Genomic DNA, 21,891 nt, shown 5'->3' with positions numbered 1-21,891 from the left:
TCACATCCGGAACAGACCGAATTGCGGCTGCGCCAGCGGCGCGTTTCCGCACGCCGTCAGCGCGAGCCCCAGCACGGTGCGGGTGTCGAGCGGGTCGATGATCCCGTCGTCCCACAGCCGCGCGGTCGCGTAGTAGGCGTTGCCCTGCCGCTCGTACTGGTCGCGGATCGGCTGCTTGAACTCTTCCTCGCCGGTCCAGCTTCCGCCGCTCGCCTCGACCTGGTCGCGCTTGACGGTGGCGAGCACGGTCGCGGCCTGCTCGCCGCCCATCACCGAGATCTTGGCGGTGGGCCACATCCACAGGAAACGCGGACTGTACGCGCGGCCGCACATCGAGTAGTTGCCCGCGCCGTGCGAGCCGCCGATCACCACGGTCAACTTGGGCACGCGCGTGGTGGCCACGGCGGTGACCATCTTGGCGCCGTGCTTGGCGATGCCGCCGTGCTCGTAGTCCTTGCCCACCATGAAGCCGGTGATGTTCTGCAGGAACACCAGCGGCACCCCGCGCTGGTCGCACAGTTCGATGAAGTGCGCGCCCTTGACCGCGGATTCGGCGAACAGGATGCCGTTGTTGGCGACGATGCCCACCGGGTGGCCGTGGATCCGGGCGAACCCGGTGACCAGGGTGGTGCCGTACTCGCCCTTGAACTCGTGGAAGCGCGAGCCGTCCACGATCCGGGCGATCACCTCGCGCACGTCGTAGGGCGTGCGCGCATCCGGCGGCACCACGCCGTAGAGCCCGGCCGGATCGACCGCCGGCGGTTCGACCTCGCGTACATCCCACGGCAGTTGCGGCCGGGCGCCGAGCGTGCCGACGATGTCGCGGACGATCCGCAGCGCGTCCTTGTCGTCGGCCGCGAGGTGGTCGACCACGCCGGAGATCCGGGCGTGCACGTCGCCGCCGCCCAGCTCCTCGGCGCTGACCACCTCGCCGGTCGCGGCCTTCACCAGCGGCGGGCCGCCGAGGAAGATCGTGCCCTGATTGCGCACGATCACCGTCTCGTCACTCATCGCCGGCACGTACGCGCCGCCGGCGGTGCACGAGCCGAGCACCGCGGAGATCTGCGGAATGCCCTTGGCGCTCATCTGCGCCTGGTTGTAGAAGATCCGGCCGAAGTGGTCCCGGTCCGGGAAGACCTCGTCCTGCATCGGCAGGAACGCGCCGCCGGAGTCGACCAGGTACAGACACGGAAGCCGGTTCTCCAGCGCGATCTCCTGCGCCCGCAGGTGCTTCTTGACCGTCATCGGGTAGTACGTGCCACCCTTGACGGTCGCGTCGTTGGCCGCGATCACGCATTCGCGCCCGGCCACCCGGCCGACGCCCGCGATGATGCCCGCCGCCGGCGCGTCGCCGCCGTACATCCCGTCGGCGGCCAGCGGCGCGACCTCCAGGAACGGCGTCCCCGGGTCGAGCAGCGCCTCCACCCGGTCGCGCGGCAGCAGTTTGCCGCGCGCGGTGTGCCGCTCCCGGGCCCGTTCGCCGCCGCCCAGGGCGGTCGCCGCCAGCCGGTCCCGCAGCTCGCCGACCGCGCGTTCGTGTGCTTCCGCGTTGGCCCGGTACGTCTTCGCCCCCGGGTCGGCGGCTGTGCCGAGCACGCTCTCCATGACACCGCCTCAAGTTAACCTTCGTTCACCTGCCCCCGAGGTTAACCACGGTTAATCCGAGTGTCTAGCATGGACACATGACCGTGAGCCGTCGAGAGCAGATCCTGCAGGTGGCAGCCCGCCTGTTCGCCGAGCGCGGCTACCAGGGCGTGGGCATGGACGACATCGGCGCGGCGGTGGGTATCAGCGGCCCCGCGCTGTACAAGCATTTCCGGGGCAAGGAGGCGATGCTGACCGAGCTGCTGGTCGACATCAGCGAAAAACTCCTGGCCCGGGGCCTGGAGCGGGCCGCGATCGAGGACCCGGCGGACGCGCTGGCGGCGCTGATCGAGGGTCAGGTCGACTTCGCGCTGCGCCACCCGGACCTGATCACGCTGCACGACCACGCGCTCAACCAGGTGCCCACGGCCGAACGGCACCGGATCCGCCGGGTGCAGCGCGCCTACGTGGAGATCTGGGTCGAGGTCGCCCTCAAGGCCCACCCGGGCCGGTTCGACGACCGCGAGGCGCGGGCGGCGGTGCATGCGGCCTTCGGCCTGATCAACTCGACCCCGCACACCCTGCGCACCCCGCAGCGCATCCTGGCGCCGATGTTGCGCCGCATGGCCCTGGGCGCACTGTCGGCGGCGGCCACGCCGTAGCCGCGGGCCCGGCCCGTGTCACCAACCTCACGGGTGAATACACCTGGCCGGCTTCGTACGGGATGTCCACCGCGTCGGTGCGGCCGGACCAGGACAGGTCCAGGTGCCAGCAGCCGGGCGCGGGCAGGTCGATGTTCGACGGGCCCGGGCCGTCCGCGACCTCGCGGGTGACCACGTCGCCGCGGCCGACCAGGGTCGCCTCGATCCGCAGCGCTCGGCCCGGCCGGTCGTCGGCCGGGCCGGGGCGGGCCGCCCACAGGATCCTGCTCGGTCGACCGGGCCGGGCCGGGGCCGAGTACGGATAGCCGAGCAGTATCGCGACGATCTCCCCGCGCGCGCCGAACACGTGCGGGGCGGACGCTCCCGGGGCGAGGCCCGCGCGCGCCCACTCGGGTAACTCCCCGCGGGCGACGGACGCGCACGGTCCGGCGCCGCTCGCCGGCGACGCGGAGACCACCGCCCGGTACCGGGACGGCCCGCCGCACGCCACCAGGAGCGAGACACTCAAGGCGATGAGCGCAGCGACCCGGCGGCGTTGCGATGACATGACGCTCCCAACGGCCCGCCCGGCCGGTCCCGTTCGGGCCGCGACGATGCCTCGTGGTGGACCCGGGACCCCCGAGGAATCCGATGGGTGATCGACCGACTCCGTTCGGTGACTCGTACGAGAGTTCCGTTCCCGGGCGTGATCCGTCAACCCCGTCCCACAGGAAGAGATCGCGGGGTTCGGGCGCGACCACCTCGGGCCGGCGCGGGAGCCGGGCCCCTGGACGGATGCCGGGCGTCGGTGCCGAGGCGGTCGGGCCCGGGACGGCCGCGACCGGATCCGAAGCCGAATCCGGTCGCGTGCGGGCCCTCAGCCGCGTCGACCCGACGCCCGGATGGTGATGTTGAGCCGGCCGGAGGTCAGGCCGGTGGCCGAATCCCCGGTGCCCGGGCGGATTTTGGGCACCCCGTGGTAGGCGAGCCGGGACGGGCCGCCGAACACCACCAGGTCGCCGCCGAGCAGTTCCACGTCCGTCCACGGACGGGTGCGCGTCTCGGTGTTGCCGAAGCGGAACACGCACGCGTCGCCGATGCTCAGCGACACCACCGGCGCCGGCGAGTCCTCGTCGGCGTCCCGGTGCAGCCCCATCTTCGCGTCCGCGTCGTAGAAGTTGACCAGGCCGATGTCGTACGGGTCGGTCGGGATCGACCCGTACACGTCGGCCACCGCCCGCCGGGCCAACCCGCCGAGCAGCGGCGGAAACGGCTTCACCCGCTCCCCGGTGGGCAGTTGCTCGCTGTAGCGATACGGCTCCCAGTGCAGCCCCAGACACACGCTGCGCACGCTCATCACGCCACCCGAGGGCATCACCACGCGCCCCATGCCGGCTGGCGGCGCGGCCCATGCCCGGGCCGCCACCACCAGTTCGCGCTGCTCGTCGAGCGAGAGCCAGTCCGGTACGTGCCAGGCCCCGGGTGCGATCTCGGCCCGCTCCCGGGGCAGCGGGAACAGTCCGTCGCTCACCCCGGGTAACCCATCACCCGAGACGGGTCACGCCAAGTCACGGCGCGCCGCCCGCCGATGGCCGGCCGACGCGCCGTCCGCCGCACTCGGCCGGTCGCATACCGCTCACCCGCCGCTCACCCACTTCGGCGCGCGCTTCTCCCGGAAGGCCGCCATGCCCTCGGTCGCGTCCGCGGAGGCGAACAACTCGGCGGAGCGCTGCGCGAGGGCTCGGCCGTCCCGGTCGAAGCCGGCCCGGACCGCGCCGGTGGTGAGCTTCTTCGACTCGATCAGCCCCTGGCGCGAGCACAGTCGGAACGAGGCGACGAGCGCCTCGACCGCGTCGTCCGCACCGCCGACGCCGTCGACCGCGCGGGTGAGCAGACCGATCCGCTCGGCCTCCACACCGTCGAACACGTCGCCGGTGAGGAAGTACCGCGACACCGAGCGCGGGTCCATCCGCGGCGCCGTGGTCAGCGAGATCACCGCCGGGCTGAGCCCGAGACGCGCCTCGGTGAAGGCGAAGGTGGCCTGCGCGGGCGCGATCGCCAGGTCGGCGGCACCGACCAGACCGATGCCGCCCGCCCGCGCGTTGCCGCGCAGGTGCGCGACCACCGGCACCGGTACCTCCACCACCAGGCGCAGCAGCGCGAGCAGTTGCTCCGCGCCCTGGGCCATGCCGCCCGCGGCGGCCTCGCGCAGGTCCATGCCCGAGCAGAAGGTCGGTCCGGTGTGGGTGAGCACCACCGCGCGCACCCGCTCGTCCACGCCGGCCTCGGCCAGGTGGTGACGCAGCCGGGCGACCAGACGCGCGGAGAGCGCGTTGCGGTTGGCGGGCGAATCCAGCGTGATGGTCGCGATACCGTCGTCCAGGCTCATGCGCACCGGGTCGTCGGTCGGGGTCGGGTGTCCCGGCTCGGCGTTCGGGGTGCTGCGTACCGGCTCGGCGTCCACGGTTCTCCTCCGGGTTCGGGGCGGTCGGCGCGACGGCCGGGGGTGGCCCGGGCCGCGCTCAGGCCCAGCGCCGCGACCGGCGATGCCTGCCCGTCGCGATACTGGTGCCGTGGGGGCGTGTCTTCGACCCCCGCCGAGCACCACGACGCCCGACCGGCGATCGAAGACACGTCCTAGATCCTCACACGAGCGGCTCACCTTCGATCGAACCGCGTCGCTTTCATGTTCCTTTCATGTCGAGCACGCACATTGGGACGACACGCTTTGTGCCGAATCCACACGGAGGGTATCCGCGTGCGACCGTGGGGCCACCCGCAGTAATCGTTCCCCCGGATCCGCCGAATCAAGGAGTCGCCGCCATGACGCCCGCCGCCGACACCGGTACGCCGCCGCACATCCTCGTCGTCGACGACGAACCCGCCGTCCGCGAGGCGCTCGAATCCAGCCTGCGCTTCGAGGGCTACCGGGTCACCCTCGCCGACGAGGGCGTGGCCGCGCTCACCGCGATCGCCGGCGACGAGCCGGACCTGGTGCTGTTGGACGTCCTGATGCCGCGGATGGACGGCCTGACCGCGTGCCGGCGACTACGCGCGCGGGGCGACACGCTTCCGGTGCTGATGCTCACCGCCCGCGACGCGGTCGGCGACCGGGTCACCGGGCTCGACGCGGGCGCGGACGACTACCTGGTGAAGCCGTTCGAACTGGACGAACTGCTGGCCCGGGTAAGGGCGCTGCTGCGGCGCAGCGCGATGTCCGGACCGAGCGAGGCCGTGGACGACGCGCTGGTGTTCGCCGACCTGCGGATGGACACCGCCGCGCGCGGGGTCACCCGGGCCGGTCGGCCGATCGATCTGACCCGAACGGAGTACTCCCTGTTGGAGCTGTTGCTCACCCACCCGCGCCAGGTGCTGACCCGGGAGCAGATCCTGCGCAACGTCTGGGGGTTCGACTTCGAACCCGCGTCCAACTCGCTCGACGTCTACGTGATGTACCTGCGCCGCAAGACCGAGGCGGGCGGGCTTCCCCGACTGGTGCACACCGTGCGCGGCGTCGGCTACGTACTGCGTGCGGCGGAGACACCGGCCTGATGCATCGTCACCTGCCGCTGCGCGCCCGCCTGGCGCTGCTCACCGCGCTCGCCGTCGCGCTGGCCGTCGCGGCGGCCGCGGTGACCTGCTGGGTGCTGACGCGCAATCAGCTGCACGAGCAGATGGACCGCACCCTGGCCACCACCGGGACGCCGTTCCTGAATCCGCGCGGCGGGCCCGGCTCCACCATCTCCGACATCTGCGCCCACCCCGCACCGCAGTTCCAGCGCGGCCTGTTGACCTACCAGGTGATCCGGGCCGACGGGTGGTCGTGCACCCAGTTGGGCACCGCGACCGACCCGGTCGGCCCGGTGCCGGTGAGCGCGGCGGACAAGGAGGTCGCGGCGGCGAACGCGGCGGAGGGCCGGAAGGTCGTCTTCCACGACGCGACGACCAGGGACGGCAAGCACGTCCGGGTGATGACGCAACACGTGAGCCGGGATACGGCGGTGTCGGTGTCCCGGCCGTTGGGCGAGATCGAGAGTTCGCTGGACAGCCTGGCCGTGTGGCTGGCGATGGTGAGCGCGATCGGTATCCTGGGCGCCGCGACGCTGGGCCTGTTGGTGGCCCGGGCCGCGCTCAGGCCGGTCGACCGGCTCACCGAGGCGGCCGAACACGTGGCCCGCACCGAGGATCTGGACACCGTGATCCCGGTCGCCGGCAAGGACGAAATCGCGCGCCTGGGCCGCTCGTTCAATGCGATGACCGCCTCGCTCAAGGCCTCCCGGCTGCGCCAGCAGCGCTTGATCGCCGACGCGGGACACGAACTGCGCACACCGCTCACGTCGTTGCGCACCAACACCGACCTGCTGCTGCGCAGCGAGCAGACCGGGCGGCCGATCCCGCCCGCCGACAAGGAGCGTCTGCTGCGCAACGTCAAGGCGCAACTGGTCGAACTCTCCGACCTGGTCGGCGACCTGCTGTCGCTGGCACGTCCGGAGCACGTGGCCGGCACGCCACCGACCACGAGCGCCGGGCTGCACACCGCGATCGAACGGGCGGTGGAGCGGGCCGGATTGCGCGCACCGGACGCGCGGATCGAGGTGGAGATCGAGCCCTGGTACGTACGCGGCGAACCCGCGGCGCTGGAGCGGGCGGTGGTCAACCTGCTCGACAACGCGCTCAAGTTCGGCGGTTCCGGCAGCGAGGCATCCGTGCAGGTGCGACTGGTGGACGGCGAACTCACCGTGCGCGACCACGGACCCGGCATCGCCGCCGACGACGTCCCGTACGTCTTCGAACGCTTCTGGCGCGCGCCCGCCGCCCGCGGCCTGCCCGGCTCCGGCCTCGGCCTGGCCATCGTGGCCCGTACGGTCGCCGACGCGGGCGGCACGGTGACCCTGGAACCGGCGGACGACGGGCCCGGCACGATCGCCAGGGTCCGACTGCCGGGAACGGCGGGGTAAGCGCGCGTCGGGCATGGCCGACCCCGGCCGGCCCGCCGCTCCCGCCGATCACGGGTCGCCGCCGACGAACGATCACCGGTCGCCGCTAACGAATCACCTGGATGCGTGCGGTCGCGGTCGCCACGGCCACGGGTCTGCCGTCCGCGCCGACGAGTTCACCGGCCAGGAAGCACACTTCCCGGCCCCGTTGCACGACCCGCCCGCGCCCCAGCAGCCGTCCGGGGCGGGCGGGCCGCAGGAACTGCACGTGCAGATCCAGCGTCGGTGCGAACCGATCCGCCGGCAACGTGGCGACCAGCGCCGGCCCCAGGGTGTCGTCGAGCATCGCGGCCAGAAACCCGCCCTGGATCACCCCGACGGGATTCACGAACCGCTCGTCGGCGGCGAACGCCACCTCGATGGTCCCGGCCTCCGGATCGACCTCGACCAGTTCCCACCCGAGCAACACCGCGGCAGGCGGCGGCGTGACCCGCCCCTCCACCACATCCCAGAACGGTCCCCGCCTGCGCTGCCCGTCGATATCCATGCCCCCAGTGAACGCCACGTCACCGACAGGTCGGCGGGGGTACCACCGCACCCTCGTTCGGCCCGAACCGTCCCCGCCGCCGCGCCTCAGCTCTCGTCGGCCCGGGTCGGGTCGCCATGACGACACCCGGTGGCCGGCACCGGGACGGCCCGCCTCGACGCTCGTTCCCGACCGTGACGCGGCCCGGCCGGGTCCGCCGGTGGGCCCGGGTGGAGCGCATCCCGGCGCCCACCGCACCCGGGCGCGATCCGCGTCACTCCTGCGCGAAGGCCGCCAGGTGCTCCAGCAGCAGGCCGGTAAGGGCCTCCGCGCCGTTTTCCGGGACCCAGTGGTCGACGCCGGCGAGCACCTCGAAGCGGTACGGACCGCTCACCGAGGCAGCGGTGGCCTCGGCGGCGGCGCGACCGAAGGCCACGTCCCGGTCGCTCCAGACGTAGAGGGTGGGGACGTCGATGTCGCCGATGTCGCGCAACACCTTCGGGTCGATCGCCCGGTACCAGTTCAACGCCCCGGTCAGTGCGCCCGGTTCGCGCAGGACCGCGAGGTAGCGTTCGGTGATCTCGGCCGGCAGCGAGGCGAGAACCGCGCGCAGGTAGGCCGCGTCGTCCGCCAGCAGCTTCTCCTCGGCCACCCCGCGGGTGCGGAACAGCCGCATGTACGAGGACTGTTCCCGCTGACCGGTGGCATCGTCGCGGACCGCCGCGGTGAACGCGACCGGGTGCGGCGTGGACACCACGGTCAGCGTGCGCAAGCGCTCCGGTCGCAGGCCCGCGACCTGCCACGCGAGTGCGCCGCCCCAGTCGTGCCCGACCAGATCCACCCGGGGCACGCCGAGCGCATCCAACACGGCAATCACGTCGCCGACCAACTCGTCGCGCCCGTAGGCCGATTCCTGGGGCGGTCGGGCGCCCGGCGAGTAGCCGCGCTGATCGAACGCGATCGCCCGGTAGCCGGCCCGGGCCAGGCCCAGGAGTTGCGCCGTCCAGGAGGCGGACATCTGCGGGAACCCGTGCAGGAACAACACCGGTCGGCCGTCCGCCGGACCGGCCACTCGGGCGTTGAAGACCCATCCCCCGGCCGGGATCTCGGCGGCCTCCACGAACGGTTGCGCGGATTCCGCGCCCACTGACCTACCCGCCGAGGTGTTCATTCGACCTCCGGATCGCTGTGCCGCGCTGTGCCGGTCTTCCGACCGGCAGCATAGGCGTCTCGGAACGCGAGATTCGCATCCCACGACCGTCCCGCGCCAGCCCCCGTCCGGCCACATGTCCACGGCACCCCGGTTTCCGGCCGCCACGGCGATTCTCATCCCACCTTAAGAAACGCCTCAGACGGCTCCCAGGCCGCCTCGACACCGTCACGGCATGAGCCTGACGACACCCATTCGCACCCGGATCGTGGACGTGGTGGTGCCCGTGTACAACGAGGCACACGTCCTGGCCGCGAGCGTGCGCCGCCTGCACGCCTATCTGCTCGACGGATTCCCGTACGCCTTCCGCGTCGTCGTCGCCGACAACGCCAGCACCGACGCGACCTGGCAGGTGGCCCGCGACCTCGCCCGCGAACTGCCGCACGTACGCGCGGTGCACCTGGACCGCAAGGGCCGCGGCCGGGCGCTGCGCAAGGTGTGGGCCGAGTCCGACGCGGACGTGGTCGCCTACATGGACGTCGACCTGTCCACCGATCTGGACGCCTTCCTGCCGCTGGTCGCGCCGCTGGTCAGCGGCCACAGCGATCTCGCCATCGGCACCCGGCTGGCCCGTTCGGCGGCGGTGGTCCGCGGGCCACGCCGCGAGGTCGTGTCGCGGTCGTACAACCTGCTGCTGCGCGGGGTGTTCGCGGCACACTTCTCGGACGCGCAGTGCGGATTCAAGGCCGCCCGCACGGTGGTCGCCCAGGCGCTGCTGCCGCACGTACACGACGAGGAGTGGTTCTTCGACACCGAACTGCTGTTGCTCGCCGAGCGCAACGGGCTGCGCATCCACGAGGTCCCGGTGGACTGGATCGACGATCCGGACAGCCGGGTCGACGTGCTGCACACCGCGCTGGACGATCTGCGCGGCATGGCGCGGGTGGCCCGGCGGATCGCGGCCGGCACGTTCCGGGTCTCGGTCCCGCCGCGGGTGCGCGAGGCGCGGCTGCCACCGGCGATGCGCGCCCAACTCCCGCGCTTCGCGCTGATCGGGCTGGTCAGCACGCTGGCGCACCTGGTGCTGTACACCCTGCTGCGCGGCGACATGGGGGCGCTGGCCGCGAACGCGCTGGCCCTGACGATGACCACGATCGCGAACACCGCGGCCAACCGTCGGTTCACCTTCGGGATCCGCGGGCGTGCCGGAGTGTGGCGCCATCAGGCCCAGGGTGGCTTGGCCTTCGTCGTCGGACTCGCGTTGAGCAGCGCGACCCTGGCCGGTCTGCACGCCGTGGTCGCGCATCCGGCGCGCGCGGTCGAACTGGGTGCGCTGGTCGGTGCGGGGGCCGTGGCCACGATCGTGCGGTTCCTGCTGCTGCGGGTGTGGGTGTTTCGCGCGGCGGGCGTCGGACGCTCGGGGTATCCGGTCGATCGTGGCGATCCACCCGACCCGGCGAACCCCGTGGATCCGGGTGGCCGGGTGGATGCGGCGACCGCGACAGGCCCGGGCGACCGGATCGCCTCGGTGACTTCGATCACGTGCAACACGGCGAGGGGATCGGCTGATTCGGCGAAGTCGAGCGGCATGACGGGCGTGCTCGGCCGGACCGACTCGACCGACTCCATCGTTTCGACCACCTCGACCACCTCGATCGACTCGATCGACTCCGTCGGCTCTTTTGGTTCTTCCGATTCTTCCGGTTCTTCCGGCGCGGCGGGTGAGGACGCATGACCGCCGCAGTGGCTCCACTGCCGATGCCGGTTCCCGAGACCGGAACCGCGACCGTAAAGCCCTGGTTCGTCCGGTTGGTTCGTGGCCGGACCGCGGATGCGCCGTGGGTGCGGCCCGCGTTGCTCGCTCTGCTGGTCGGGACCGGTTTTCTGTACATCTGGGGCCTGGGCGCCTCGGGGTGGGCCAACTCGTTCTATTCGGCCGCCGTCCAGGCCGGGACGGATAGTTGGAAGGCGTTCTTCTTCGGGTCCTCGGACGCGGGCAACTCGATCACGGTCGACAAGACCCCGGCGTCGTTGTGGGTGATGGGCCTGTCGGCCCGCGTCTTCGGCGTCAACGCGTGGAGCATCCTGATCCCGCAGGCGCTGGAGGGCGTCGCCACGGTCGGCGTGCTCTACCTGGCGGTGCGACGCCGATTCCCGGCCTGGGCCGGTCTGTTGGCGGGTGCGCTGCTGGCCCTGACGCCGGTCGCGGCGCTGATGTTCCGGTTCAACAATCCGGACGCGCTGCTGGTTCTGCTGCTCACCGTCGCCGCGTACGCGGCGCTGCGCGCCCAGGAGTCCGCGAGTACCCGGTGGTTGGTACTGGCCGGTGCGTGCGTGGGCTTCGGGTTCCTGGCCAAGATGCTCCAGGCGTTCCTGATCGTGCCCGTCTTCGCGCTGATGTATCTGGTGTGCGCGCCGGTGGGCTTCTGGCGGCGGGTGCGGCAACTGCTCTGGTCGGGCCTGGCGTTGACGATCGCCGGCGGCTGGTGGATCGCGATCGTCGAATTGTGGCCGGAATCGTCCCGCCCCTACATCGGCGGCTCGCAGCACAACTCGATCCTCGAACTGACCTTGGGCTACAACGGACTGGGTCGGCTCAACGGCAACGAGACCGGCAGCGTCGGCGGCGGAGGCGGCGGTCCTCGGGGCGGCGGGGGCAACTGGGGGTCCACCGGGTGGGATCGGCTGTTCAATGCGGAGATGGGCGGCCAGATCTCCTGGCTGTTGCCCGCCGCGCTGATCCTGCTCACGGTGGGCCTGTGGCTGACCCGACGCGCTCCGCGAACCGATCCCGCCCGGGCGGCGATCGTGTTGTGGGGCGGATGGCTGCTGATCACCGGCCTGGTCTTCAGTTACATGGCCGGCATCTTCCACGCCTACTACAACATCGCGTTGGCACCGGCGATCGCCGCGGTGGTGGCGATGGGTGCCGCGCTGCTGTGGGAGCGGCGCCGGGTACCGCACGCGGCGGCAGTCGCGGCGCTGACGATCGCGCTGGGCGCGTGGTGGTCGTTCCACCTGCTCGCCCGGACACCGGACTGGCATCCGTGGTTGCGCCACGTCGTACTCGTCGGCGGAATCCTCGGTGCCCTGGCCGTGTTCGGCGCCGCGTTCGTCGCGCTGCGCGGGCTCGCACCGGTGGCCGCCACGGTCTCGGTGGCCGCACTGCTGGCCGGGCCGGCCGCGTATACGTGGGACACCGTCGCCACCGCGAAGGGCGGGTCGATCCCCAGCGCGGGGCCGGCCGGGATGGGCTTCGGGCGAGGCGGGCCGGGCGGACCGGGTGGACCCGGCTTCGGGGGCGTGCAGCGCGGGTTCCAGGGCGCTCCGCCCGGACAGGTACCGGGTGGCCAACCGGGCCAGGGAGCACCGGCGTTCCCGGGCGTTCCGGGACGGAACGGGCAGGCGCCCGACGGCACCGGCGGCCCCCGCGGTCAGTGGACCGCCCCCGGCGACGGCACCGTCCCGCCGGGCACGACGCCGCGCCGGGGCGGCGGGGCGGGCGGCATGGGCGGGCTGCTCAACGGCAGTACGCCCGGCAAGGAGGTGGTCGCCGCGCTGAAGCGGGACGGCGACTCCTATACGTGGGTGGCCGCCTCGGTCGGCTCCAACAGCGCTTCCGGCTACCAACTCGCCACCGGGAAGCCGGTCATGCCGATCGGCGGCTTCAACGGCAGCGATCCCTCGCCGACCCTGGCCGAGTTCCAAAAGTTGGTCAGGGATGGTCGGATCCACTACTTCATCGGCGGCGGAGCCGGCGGCGGCATGGGCGGCGGCATGCGCAGCATGGGCGGCAGCAACGCGTCGCAGGCCATCGCGACCTGGGTCGAGCAGACGTTCACCGCGAGCACCATGGGCGGGGTGACCCTGTACGACCTGACCGCGTCGCCGGGGAAGGTTTCCGACGAATCGTCACCAACCGCCTGACGGGCTGTCAATCCACCTACGGTGTGCGGCAAACGGCGGGCCGATTTGATCCGTAGGATCCTCCCCCGTGACGATCAAGATGCGAAAGGTCGGGGCCGGCTTGATCGGCCTGCTGACGACCTTGGCTGTCGTGGGCGGTTCCGCACCGTCCGCGATGGCCGACGAGACGAATCCGACCGGGCCACCGCCGAAAGTCGAGCTGGTCCTCGACGTGAGCGGTTCGATGAAGGCCAACGACGCCGGCGGGATGACCCGCATGGACGCCGCGAAGAAGGCCTTCAACGAGGTCGTGGACAGCGTTCCGGAGCCCGCCGATTTCGGCGTCCGGGTGCTGGGTGCCACGTACCCGGGCAACGACAAGGCCAAGGGTTGCGTGGACACCCAGCAACTGGCCCCGGTCGGCAGGCCGAACAAGGTCGTGATCAAGAACGAGATCGCCAAGTTGGCGCCGACCGGCTGGACTCCGATCGCACTGTCGCTGCGCGAGGCCGCCAAGGACCTCGGCACCGGGGCCGGCAGCCGCCGGATCGTGCTGATCACCGACGGTGAGGAGACCTGCGCGCCGCCCGACCCGTGCGACGTGGCACGCGAGTTGGCCGCGTCCGGCCTCAATCTGATCGTGGACACGCTGGGCCTGGTCCCGGACGAGAACACCCGTCGTCAGCTCTCCTGCATCGCGGAGGCCACCGGCGGCACCTACACCTCGGTGCTGAACGCGGACGAGCTGTCGCAGAAGGTCCAGCAGATCGTCAAGCGCGCGGTCCGCGAGGCGGACGAGACGCCCGCATCGGTCAAGGGCAGCCCGAACGGCTGCCAGGACGCGCCGTTGCTGGCGCCCGGCGTGTACAGCGACCGCGAGGAGTTCGGCCAGCACCTCTGGTACAAGGTCCCGCTCCAGCCGAACCAGGAGCTGCGGGCCACCGCGACGGTCGGTTCGGACCGCAAGGTGGCGCGCGACTACGACGTGACCATCACCGCGTTCAGCGAGGACGGCCGCGAACTGGTCGGCAACGCGGGCGCGGGCAACGGCCGGACGGACGTGCAGTCCGCCGGTCTGCGCTACCCGTACAAGACCGACAGCGACAACGCGAAGACCAGGACGATCTGCCTGGTCGTCACCAACGCGTTCGCCGCGCAGCCGAACGTGGCCACCAAGCCCGGTCTGCCGCTGGAGTTGACGGTGGACCTGGTCAAGGCCACGGACAGCAAGGCCGCGAACGTGCACGGCCTGGGCCGGGGCTGGGTGTTCCTGGGGGTGCTCGCCGGATTCGGCCTGATCGCCGGGTTGTTGGCCGGTTGGCTGCGCCGGGCGTTCAAGGCTCTCGGGAAGGCGATGTCATGACGAACGCAATCCGTGGAATCAAGCGGGCGTTGGCGGCCGTCGCCGCGGCGTTCGTGGGCGTGACGCTGTTCGCCGCGCCGGCGATGGCCGATCAGGACGTGCCGCCGGGCACCTCGTTCCTGGGCGCGGGCACGCTGAAACCGGGCGAGGAGGCGCGCTGGTCGGCGTCCCAGGGCGAGTATCTGTACTGGCAGTTCCCGGCCAGGGCGGGCAAGGAGATCCACGCCAAGGTCGATCTGGAGCTGGCCCCCGGCAACGCGCGCAGCGGCCCGGTGACCTACCGGATCGAGATCTACGACGGCCTGCGCCGGCGCCAGCCGTGCGTCGAGGGCAGGCAGGTCGCCACGGCGCAGAAGACCGACAGCAAAATCGCCCTGACCTGCACGCCGCGCACCGTCCGCGACTGGGCCGAGCCGTGGTCCACCGACCCGCTGCCCGGGATGTACTTCGTCCGGGTCGCCGCGATGGCCGTGCCCGACCTGGACGCGGGCGCCGCGACCAAGGTGACCGTACGGGTGGACACCAAGGACGGCGACGACCAGGTGCCGACCTCGGACCGCCGGTTGGCCGACCCGCTGGTGCCGATCACCAAGGCCGGCTCGGTGCTCAAGAGCGGGCAGACCGCGGACACCCGGTCGGTGGCCTGGGACCAGGACGAGGACCACTGGTACCAGTGGGACTGGATGGACGGCCCGAACGCGCGGTGGTTCTGGACCGCGATGGCGACCTTCGTCGCGGTGGTCTTCGGCATCCTGGGCTACCAGCTCACCCGCAAGAAGCGGAACTGGTTCAGCTGAGGGTGATCGACCGGCGCTCGGCGTCGGCGTGGCGAACCGCCCCGGCGCGATCCGCGCCGGGGCGGTTCGCCATGATCCTCGTGTCGCCTTGACCCGATCCGACCGAGCACGGAGCCTGCCATGATCATCGAACACGCGGACATCACCGTCGCGGAAGGCCGCGAGGCCGAATTCGAGGCCGCGTTCCTGCGCGGCCGCGAGGTCGTCGCCAAGTCCGCCGGCTTCCGCTGGGCGCGCCTGATCCGTCAGATCGAGTCGCCCACGTCGTACCTGCTGCTGATCGGCTGGGAAACCCTGGAGGCCCACACGGTCGGCTTCCGCGAATCCGACCTGTTCCCCCAGTGGCGGGCCATCGTCGGCGAGTTCTTCGCGGTGCCCCCGACAATCGTCCACTACGAAAGCAACCTCACCCCGACCGACGAGACCTGACCCCGGAAGCCGCCACAGCCGAGACCCCGGTTCCCACGCGGAGCCGGGGTCTCGGCGTGGTTGCGACCGCCGAACGGCACGAGTCACGCGCAGGTGCGCCACGCGACCGACTTCACCCGACTCCGGCGGCTGCACCCGACTCGCCCGACAGGCCCTGCCGCCGCGACGTCGTCCTCATTTCTCCCACAGGCCCGCCACGGTCAGGGCCGGGTCGATGTCGGCCAGGGCTCGGGTGGGGTCCAGGGTCGGGAGGACGCGGTGGGTCGCGGCTGCGTGGGCGTAGACCAGCAGGAGGTCCTCGGCGGTCCAGCGGACCGAGGGCCAGACGGCGTCCCGACCCGGGCACAGCCGGGTGAGGCGGGTGTGGAACTCGTCGAGTTCGGCCGGATTCGTGAAGGTCCGGGCCGCTTCGAGCGCGTCGTGGTCGGTGCGCAGGAGCGCGTGCGTCGGCACCACGGGCACCCGCATGACCGCGTCCGGGTCGGTATCGGCCATGCCCATGCTGCGCGCGACCCGATGCAGGGCCGACGCCATCAGCAGCGCGACGAGCAACCCGCTGTCCTCCCGCACACCGCCGGACGGGAAGAACCTCGCATCCCAGAAGCGCTGTTCGGTGTTCAGGTGCTCGCGCACGAGCATGCAGCCGACTCCCACGCAGCTCTGTGGCAGGGTTCTGGCAGCCATGCGGCTACGTTACGGCTCCGGTGGCGCGCGGTGGCGCAGTTCCTCTTATTTACGACATCGGCCTACTTCGGAGCATCACGTATCGAAGTCGACACGCGCCGCCCCGGCCGACCTCGGCGCGGCGCATCGGGAGCCGGCGGCACGGCACCGCCCGCACCCGCACGCCACCGGACAGGCCACCAGGCGCGCCACCACGCGCGCCGGCGCGGCCGTCACCGCGACCGTCACCCCAGCTGAATGGACCGCTTGGAGAGTCCGAACCAGAAGCCGTCGATGACCTGGTTCAGTCGGTCCAGGTCCTCGTGACCCGCGCCGAGCGAGACGAACAGCGGCGCGAGGTGCTCGGTCCGGGGGTGCGCCAGGCGCGCGGCGGGCGCCTTGTGGGTGAAGTCGAGCAGCGCGTCCACGTCGCCACCCCGGAACGCCTCGTCGCCCCAGTGATCGAATTCGCGGGACCACCCCGGCGCCGGCGCATCCGCGCGGGGATCGAGGCCGCGCAGGTTGTGGGTGAAGAACCCGCTGCCCACGATCAGCACCCCCTCGTCGCGCAGCGGCGCGAGCCGTCGGCCGACCTGATACAGCCGGACCGGGTCGAGCGTGGGCAGCGACATCTGCAGGACCGGCACGTCGGCGTCCGGATACATCTCGACCAGCGGTACGTACGCGCCGTGGTCCAGGCCGCGCTCCGGCGCGTCCCGCACGTCCGGCCCGAGCAGCGCCCGCACCCGCGCCGCCAACTCGGGAGCGCCGGGTGCGGGGTAGGTGACCCGGTAGTAGTGCTCGGGAAAGCCGCCGAAGTCGTACACCAGCGGGATCGTGCGGGTCGCGCCTAGTGCGATCGGGGCGTCCTCCCAGTGTGCGGACACCATCAGGATCGCCGTGGGCCGGGGCAGGTCGGCGGACCAGGCGGCGAGCTGGCCGGTCCACAACGGGTCGTCCGCGAGCGGCGGCGCGCCGTGGCCGAGGTAGACGACGGGCATGCGCTGCGCACTGGGCCGGGGCGAGGTGGTGTCCATGGGGCCAGGATACCAAGTAGTTCTACGTTCAACAATTGACACGGCAGGAGGAATCGGCCAAGGGGATCGTCGGAGAACTCGACGCGCCGTCACCGGCGGGACCGGCGCGCGATCACGCACGGTGTCGGTGCGGAATCACGGCCGGATTCGCCTGGGGATCGCGCACGGTTTCGGCGCGCGATCCAGGCCGGATGCGGCGCGGGACCCAGGCCCCATTCGGCACGGGATCACGTGCGGATTCGGCGCGGATCGCCGTCGGGAGTAATCCACTGGCCTGCGCCCCGGGGGTGCCACTTATCCTTGACCCCGTAATGGGAACGCCAGTAGCCACATCTCAGCTCGCCGACCTCCAGGCGCGCCTGCCCCACCTGATGCTTCGGGATCAGGACCGTCTGCGCCGTCGCCTCGACCGGACCCGCAAGAACCGCAAGGGCCCGCAGCAGGTCGCCGAGACCGAGAGCCTGATCACCGCGTTCGACGCCGCCGAGATGCGGGTCGCGAACCGGCGCGCCGCCGTGCCCGCGATCGCCTACCCCCAGGCGCTGCCGGTCAGCCAGAAGAAGGACGACATCCTGGCCGCGATCCGCGACCACCAGGTCGTCATCGTCGCGGGCGAGACCGGATCCGGGAAGACCACCCAGATCCCGAAGATCTGCCTCGAACTCGGTCGCGGCGTACAGGGCCTGATCGGACACACCCAGCCGCGCCGGATCGCCGCGCGCACGGTCGGTGACCGGATCGCCGAGGAGCTGGGCGGCCAACTCGGCGACGTGGTCGGGTACAAGGTCCGCTTCAACGACCAGTCCAGCGACAACACGCTGGTCAAGCTGATGACCGACGGCATCCTGCTCGCCGAGGTGCAAAACGATCGGCTGTTGCGGCAGTACGACACGCTGATCATCGACGAGGCACACGAGCGCAGCCTCAACATCGACTTCCTGCTCGGCTATCTCAAACAGCTGTTGCCGCGCCGCCCCGATCTCAAGGTGATCATCACCTCGGCCACGATCGACCCGGAGCGTTTCTCGCAACACTTCGACGACGCGCCGATCATCGAGGTGTCCGGCCGGACCTATCCGGTCGAGGTGCGGTATCGCCCGCTCGTCGCGGAGCTCGACGAGGACGAGGACGACGACGAGGCGGGGGCCAAGCGCCGACCCGACGATCGTGACCAGGTCCAGGCGATCAGCGACGCCGTGGACGAACTGCTCGGCGAGGCGTCCGGCGACATCCTGGTCTTCCTCAGCGGCGAGCGGGAGATCCGGGACACCGCGGAGGCGCTGAACAAACGACAGTTGCGCAACACCGAGGTGCTGCCGCTGTACGCGCGCCTGTCCGCCGCCGAGCAACACCGGGTCTTCCAGCAGCACACCGGCCGCCGGATCGTGCTCGCGACCAACGTCGCGGAGACCTCGCTGACCGTGCCGGGCATCAAGTACGTGATCGACCCGGGCACCGCGCGCATCTCCCGGTACAGCCTGCGCACCAAGGTGCAGCGGCTGCCGATCGAGGCCATCTCGCAGGCCTCGGCCAATCAGCGCAAGGGCCGCAGCGGGCGTACCTCGGACGGCATCTGCATCCGGCTGTACTCCGAGGAGGACTTCGAGTCGCGGCCCGAGTTCACCGACCCGGAGATCCTGCGCACCAACCTGGCCTCGGTCATCCTGCAGATGACCGCGCTGGGCCTGGGTGACATCGCCGCGTTCCCGTTCGTGGAGCCGCCGGATCGGCGCAACATCAAGGACGGCGTACAGCTCCTGGAGGAACTGGGCGCGCTGGACCCGAACGAGCCGGACGTACGCAAGCGGCTGACCCCGGTCGGGCGCAAGTTGTCCCAGCTTCCGGTGGACCCGCGGCTGGCCCGGATGATCCTGGAGGCGGACCGCAACGGGGTGGTCCGCGAGGTGTTGATCATCGCGTCCGCGCTGTCCATCCAGGACCCGCGCGAGCGACCCGTCGAACACCAGCAGCACGCCGACCAGTTGCACGCACGGTTCGCGGACAAGGAATCCGACTTCCTCGCGTACCTCAACCTGTGGAACTACATCAAGGAACAGCGCGACGAGCTGTCCTCCAGCCGATTCCGCAAGTTGTGCAAGAGCGAGTTCCTGCACTACCTGCGCATACGCGAATGGCAGGATCTGCACAGCCAGTTGCGCTCGGCCGCCAAGTCGCTCGGGATCGAGGCGACCGGCGAGCCGCAGGAGCCGAACACCCAGCACATCCACACCGCGATCCTGTCCGGTCTGCTCTCGCACATCGGCCTGATGGACCCGGCCAAGCGCGAGTACGGCGGCGCGCGCGGCACCCGCTTCTCGGTCTTCCCCGGCTCGGCGCTGTTCAAGAAGCCGCCGCGGTGGGTGATGGCGGCCGAACTCGTCGAGACGTCCAGGCTGTGGGCGCGGATCGCCGGCCGGATCGAACCCGAGTGGATCGAGCCGCTGGCCGGGCACCTGATCAAGCGCACCTACAGCGAGCCGCACTGGGAACAGAAGATGGCCGCGGTGATGGCCTACGAGAAGGTCACGCTGTACGGCGTGCCGATCGTGGCCGCGCGCAAGGTCGGCTACGGCAAGGTCGATCCGGAGCTGTCCCGCGAGCTGTTCATCCGGCATGCCCTGGTGGAGGGCGACTGGCGTACGCACCACAGGTTCTTCGCCGCCAACCGGCGACTGCTCGCCGACGTCGAGGAACTCGAACACCGGGCCCGGCGCCGGGACATCATGGTCGACGACGAGACCCTGTTCGACTTCTACGACGAGCGCATCCCCGCCGACGTGGTCTCCGGGCGGCACTTCGACGCGTGGTGGAAGAAGGCCCACCGGACCGAACCGGACCTGCTGAGCTTCGAGAAGTCCATGCTGATCAACGCCAAGGCGGGCGGGATCACCGAGGAGGACTACCCGAACACGTGGGTCGAGCAGGGCCTGGAGCTCAAGCTGACCTACCAGTTCGAGCCCGGCTCGAACGCCGACGGGGTCACCGCGCACATCCCGGTCGCGGTGCTCAACCAGCTCACCGGTGACGGCTTCGACTGGCAGATCCCGGGCCTGCGCGAGGAGTTGGTGACCTCGTACATCCGCGCGCTGCCCAAGGGCATCCGCCGCGGCTTCGTGCCGGCGCCGGACTACGCGCGCGCGATCCTGGCCCGGATCCCGGCCCGCCGGGGCTCATTGGTGGACGTGCTGGAGCGCGAGCTGAGCCGGATGGCCGGCATGCCGGTCAAGCGCGAGACGTGGGACTTGGCGAAGGTGCCCGACCACCTGCGGATGACGTTCCGCGTGCTCGACGACGACCGGCGCACGCTGGCCGAGGGCAAGGACCTGGAGGCGCTCAAGCTCAAGCTGCGCGACCGGATGCGGGCCGCGGTGTCCGAGGCGGCGAGCACGCTGGACATCGAGCGCACGGGCGTGACCTCGTGGACCATCGGCGAACTGCCGCGCGTGGTCGAGCAGCGACGCGGGCCGCTGGTGGTCAAGGCGTATCCGGCGCTGGTCGACGAGGGCACCTCGGTGGCGGTCCGGCTGTTCGACAGCGAGCCGGAGCAGTTGCGCGCGATGCGGCTCGGGACGCGGCGCCTGGTGCTGCTGAACGTGCAGTCGCCGGTCAAGCAGATCCAGGGTCGGCTGCCCAACATGGCCAAGCTGACGCTGAGTCACAACCCGCACGGTGGCATCGATGCGCTCTTCGAGGACATCCTCGCGTGCGCGGCGGACATGCTGATCCAGGACGCGGGCGGCCCGGTGTGGGACGAGGCGGGCTTCGTCCGGCTGCGCGACCGGGTCAAGGCGGGGCTGCCTCGGCTGACCGAGGACACCGTGGTCAAGGTCGAACGCATCCTGGGCGCGTCGCACAACGTCGCCGGGCGACTGAAGGCGACCCGGAGCCCGGCCCTGGCCCCGGCACTGGCCGACCTGAAGGCGCAGTACACGGCGCTGGTACACAAGGGCTTCGTGGCCGCGGCGGGTTGGCGGCGGCTGCCGGACGTGCATCGTTACCTCCAGGCCATGGAGCGGCGCCTGCAGCGCCTGGAGGCGGATCCGGTGCGGGACCGCGAGCGCATGCTGAAGGTCCATCAGATCCAGGCTGCCTACCGGGATTTGATGGACCGCCAGACCAAGGGTGCGCCGATGCCGGCCGACGTCGCGGCGGTTCGGTGGCAGATCGAGGAGCTGCGGGTGAGCTACTTCGCCCAGTCCCTGGGCACGCCGCAACCGGTGTCGGACAAGCGGATCCTGAAGACGATCGAGGAATTGGGGTCGTAGCCGGTCTCACGCTCCGGCGCCGGCGCCGCGTCAGACCAGGTCGTTCTTGAACAGGTCGTGGTCGGTCAGCAGCTTCTCCAAGCGCGCCTGGTCGACCCGACTGACCACGGCCTCACTCTCCTGCCGGTCACGCACGACCTTGGCGATGGTGATGCTCGACGTCACGACGTAGAGCACGCCGAGACCGAGAAAGGCCCGAATCCAGCGGTCCACCGGCAGATAGACGATCCCGATCAGAACCGCACTCACGGACACGCCGAAGGACAGCGCGGCCTGGACGAAGAAGCCATGGGTGTTGTTGGTGCGCAGCGGCGATGTCATGGCAACAGTGTTGGGCCGGACGGGCGTTGCGCACATGAGTACGTGTACTCAAGTGGCCCGACCCCCGGCGGAGGGCCGGAGGTCGGGATCGGGATCGGGTGGATCACGTCGGGGGTCCGGGTCGTTGCCGCCCGGCAATCGGCCGGCGGCCGGGTGGTCCGCCGCTCGTGGCCGGACGAGCGCGGTGGGCGGGGGGGCGCCCGGGGGGGGGCGGGCGCCGGGGGGGGGGCCGGGGGGGGCGGGGGGGGCTAAAGGGCCGCCCCGGGTGGGTG

17 protein-coding genes are annotated in these 21,891 nt (G+C 71.3%); 9 read left to right on the top strand and 8 right to left on the bottom strand.

All coding sequences use genetic code 11. From position 1 onward, the window contains the following. On the bottom strand, window positions 1–1,605 hold the full coding sequence (locus tag ACIBM5_RS11100) for a carboxyl transferase domain-containing protein (RefSeq protein WP_396006558.1): 1,605 nt from the start codon (window positions 1,603–1,605) through the stop codon (window positions 1–3). A 77-nt stretch (window positions 1,606–1,682) separates the two neighbouring features. Here ACIBM5_RS11100 and ACIBM5_RS11095 point away from each other — a divergent pair, with 77 nt between their 5' ends. Then, on the top strand, window positions 1,683–2,246 hold the full coding sequence (locus tag ACIBM5_RS11095; RefSeq protein WP_391585026.1) for a TetR/AcrR family transcriptional regulator: 564 nt from the start codon (window positions 1,683–1,685) through the stop codon (window positions 2,244–2,246). A gap of 856 nt (window positions 2,247–3,102) precedes the next feature. Here the strand turns inward: ACIBM5_RS11095 and ACIBM5_RS11090 are convergent. Both ACIBM5_RS11090 and ACIBM5_RS11085 read right to left on the bottom strand, forming a co-directional pair. Then, window positions 3,103–3,756: an alpha-ketoglutarate-dependent dioxygenase AlkB family protein gene (locus ACIBM5_RS11090; RefSeq protein ID WP_396006557.1), complete on the bottom strand. Its 654-nt coding sequence runs from the start codon at window positions 3,754–3,756 to the stop codon at window positions 3,103–3,105. A 105-nt stretch (window positions 3,757–3,861) separates the two neighbouring features. Further along, window positions 3,862–4,689: an enoyl-CoA hydratase family protein gene (locus tag ACIBM5_RS11085; RefSeq protein WP_396006556.1), complete on the bottom strand. Its 828-nt coding sequence runs from the start codon at window positions 4,687–4,689 to the stop codon at window positions 3,862–3,864. A gap of 359 nt (window positions 4,690–5,048) precedes the next feature. Here ACIBM5_RS11085 and ACIBM5_RS11080 point away from each other — a divergent pair, with 359 nt between their 5' ends. Together ACIBM5_RS11080 and ACIBM5_RS11075 are read left to right on the top strand one after the other, a co-directional pair. Continuing rightward, on the top strand, window positions 5,049–5,777 hold the full coding sequence (locus tag ACIBM5_RS11080) for a response regulator transcription factor (protein ID WP_396006555.1): 729 nt from the start codon (window positions 5,049–5,051) through the stop codon (window positions 5,775–5,777). Further along, window positions 5,777–7,183: an ATP-binding protein gene (locus tag ACIBM5_RS11075; protein ID WP_396006554.1), complete on the top strand. Its 1,407-nt coding sequence runs from the start codon at window positions 5,777–5,779 to the stop codon at window positions 7,181–7,183. Before ACIBM5_RS11080 ends, ACIBM5_RS11075 begins: the two co-directional genes overlap by 1 nt. Before the next feature lie 85 nt (window positions 7,184–7,268). On the opposite strand, the gene ACIBM5_RS11070 is transcribed toward ACIBM5_RS11075, so the two are convergent. Both ACIBM5_RS11070 and ACIBM5_RS11065 read right to left on the bottom strand, forming a co-directional pair. Then, a complete protein-coding gene (locus ACIBM5_RS11070) occupies window positions 7,269–7,709 on the bottom strand; it encodes a PaaI family thioesterase (protein ID WP_396006553.1) in 441 nt (146 codons plus the stop codon). Between the two features lie 253 nt (window positions 7,710–7,962). Next, a complete protein-coding gene (locus ACIBM5_RS11065) occupies window positions 7,963–8,835 on the bottom strand; it encodes an alpha/beta fold hydrolase (RefSeq protein WP_396006552.1) in 873 nt (290 codons plus the stop codon). 238 nt (window positions 8,836–9,073) lie between these two features. Here ACIBM5_RS11065 and ACIBM5_RS11060 point away from each other — a divergent pair, with 238 nt between their 5' ends. From ACIBM5_RS11060 to ACIBM5_RS11040, 5 genes are all read left to right on the top strand, one after another. Further along, window positions 9,074–10,573 (top strand): glycosyltransferase, encoded by a 1,500-nt coding sequence (locus ACIBM5_RS11060; RefSeq protein ID WP_396006551.1) that lies wholly within the window; start codon window positions 9,074–9,076, stop codon window positions 10,571–10,573. Next, a complete protein-coding gene (locus ACIBM5_RS11055) occupies window positions 10,570–12,765 on the top strand; it encodes a glycosyltransferase family 39 protein (RefSeq protein ID WP_396006550.1) in 2,196 nt (731 codons plus the stop codon). Before ACIBM5_RS11060 ends, ACIBM5_RS11055 begins: the two co-directional genes overlap by 4 nt. A gap of 67 nt (window positions 12,766–12,832) precedes the next feature. Next, window positions 12,833–14,107, top strand: a complete 1,275-nt coding sequence (locus ACIBM5_RS11050) for a VWA domain-containing protein (RefSeq protein ID WP_396006549.1) — start codon at window positions 12,833–12,835, stop codon at window positions 14,105–14,107. Then, window positions 14,104–14,904 carry a peptidase gene (locus ACIBM5_RS11045; RefSeq protein WP_396006548.1) on the top strand — a complete coding sequence of 267 codons (801 nt, stop codon included), beginning with the start codon at window positions 14,104–14,106 and terminating at the stop codon, window positions 14,902–14,904. The genes ACIBM5_RS11050 and ACIBM5_RS11045 overlap by 4 nt, the downstream gene beginning before the upstream one ends. Window positions 14,905–15,024: 120 nt before the next feature. Continuing rightward, complete coding sequence (locus tag ACIBM5_RS11040) at window positions 15,025–15,333, top strand: antibiotic biosynthesis monooxygenase family protein (protein WP_396006547.1); 309 nt, start codon at window positions 15,025–15,027, stop codon at window positions 15,331–15,333. A 174-nt stretch (window positions 15,334–15,507) separates the two neighbouring features. Here ACIBM5_RS11040 and ACIBM5_RS11035 read toward each other — a convergent pair whose 3' ends face one another. Continuing rightward, window positions 15,508–16,017, bottom strand: coding sequence for a hypothetical protein (locus ACIBM5_RS11035; protein WP_391585010.1), 510 nt, complete (start codon window positions 16,015–16,017; stop codon window positions 15,508–15,510). 224 nt (window positions 16,018–16,241) lie between these two features. Then, on the bottom strand, window positions 16,242–17,033 hold the full coding sequence (locus ACIBM5_RS11030; RefSeq protein WP_391585009.1) for a dioxygenase: 792 nt from the start codon (window positions 17,031–17,033) through the stop codon (window positions 16,242–16,244). Between the two features lie 311 nt (window positions 17,034–17,344). Between ACIBM5_RS11030 and hrpA the strand changes: the two genes are divergently transcribed. After that, on the top strand, window positions 17,345–21,298 hold the full coding sequence (hrpA, locus tag ACIBM5_RS11025; protein WP_396006546.1) for an ATP-dependent RNA helicase HrpA: 3,954 nt from the start codon (window positions 17,345–17,347) through the stop codon (window positions 21,296–21,298). Between the two features lie 30 nt (window positions 21,299–21,328). Here hrpA and ACIBM5_RS11020 read toward each other — a convergent pair whose 3' ends face one another. Beyond that, on the bottom strand, window positions 21,329–21,655 hold the full coding sequence (locus tag ACIBM5_RS11020) for a YiaA/YiaB family inner membrane protein (RefSeq protein WP_391585007.1): 327 nt from the start codon (window positions 21,653–21,655) through the stop codon (window positions 21,329–21,331). Between the last annotated feature and the right edge of the window lie 236 nt (window positions 21,656–21,891).

It is taken from the genome of Embleya sp. NPDC050493 (genome assembly GCF_044458105.1).
GTDB lineage: Bacteria > Actinomycetota > Actinomycetes > Streptomycetales > Streptomycetaceae > Embleya.
This window is presented reverse-complemented; position numbering and strand designations above follow the sequence as displayed.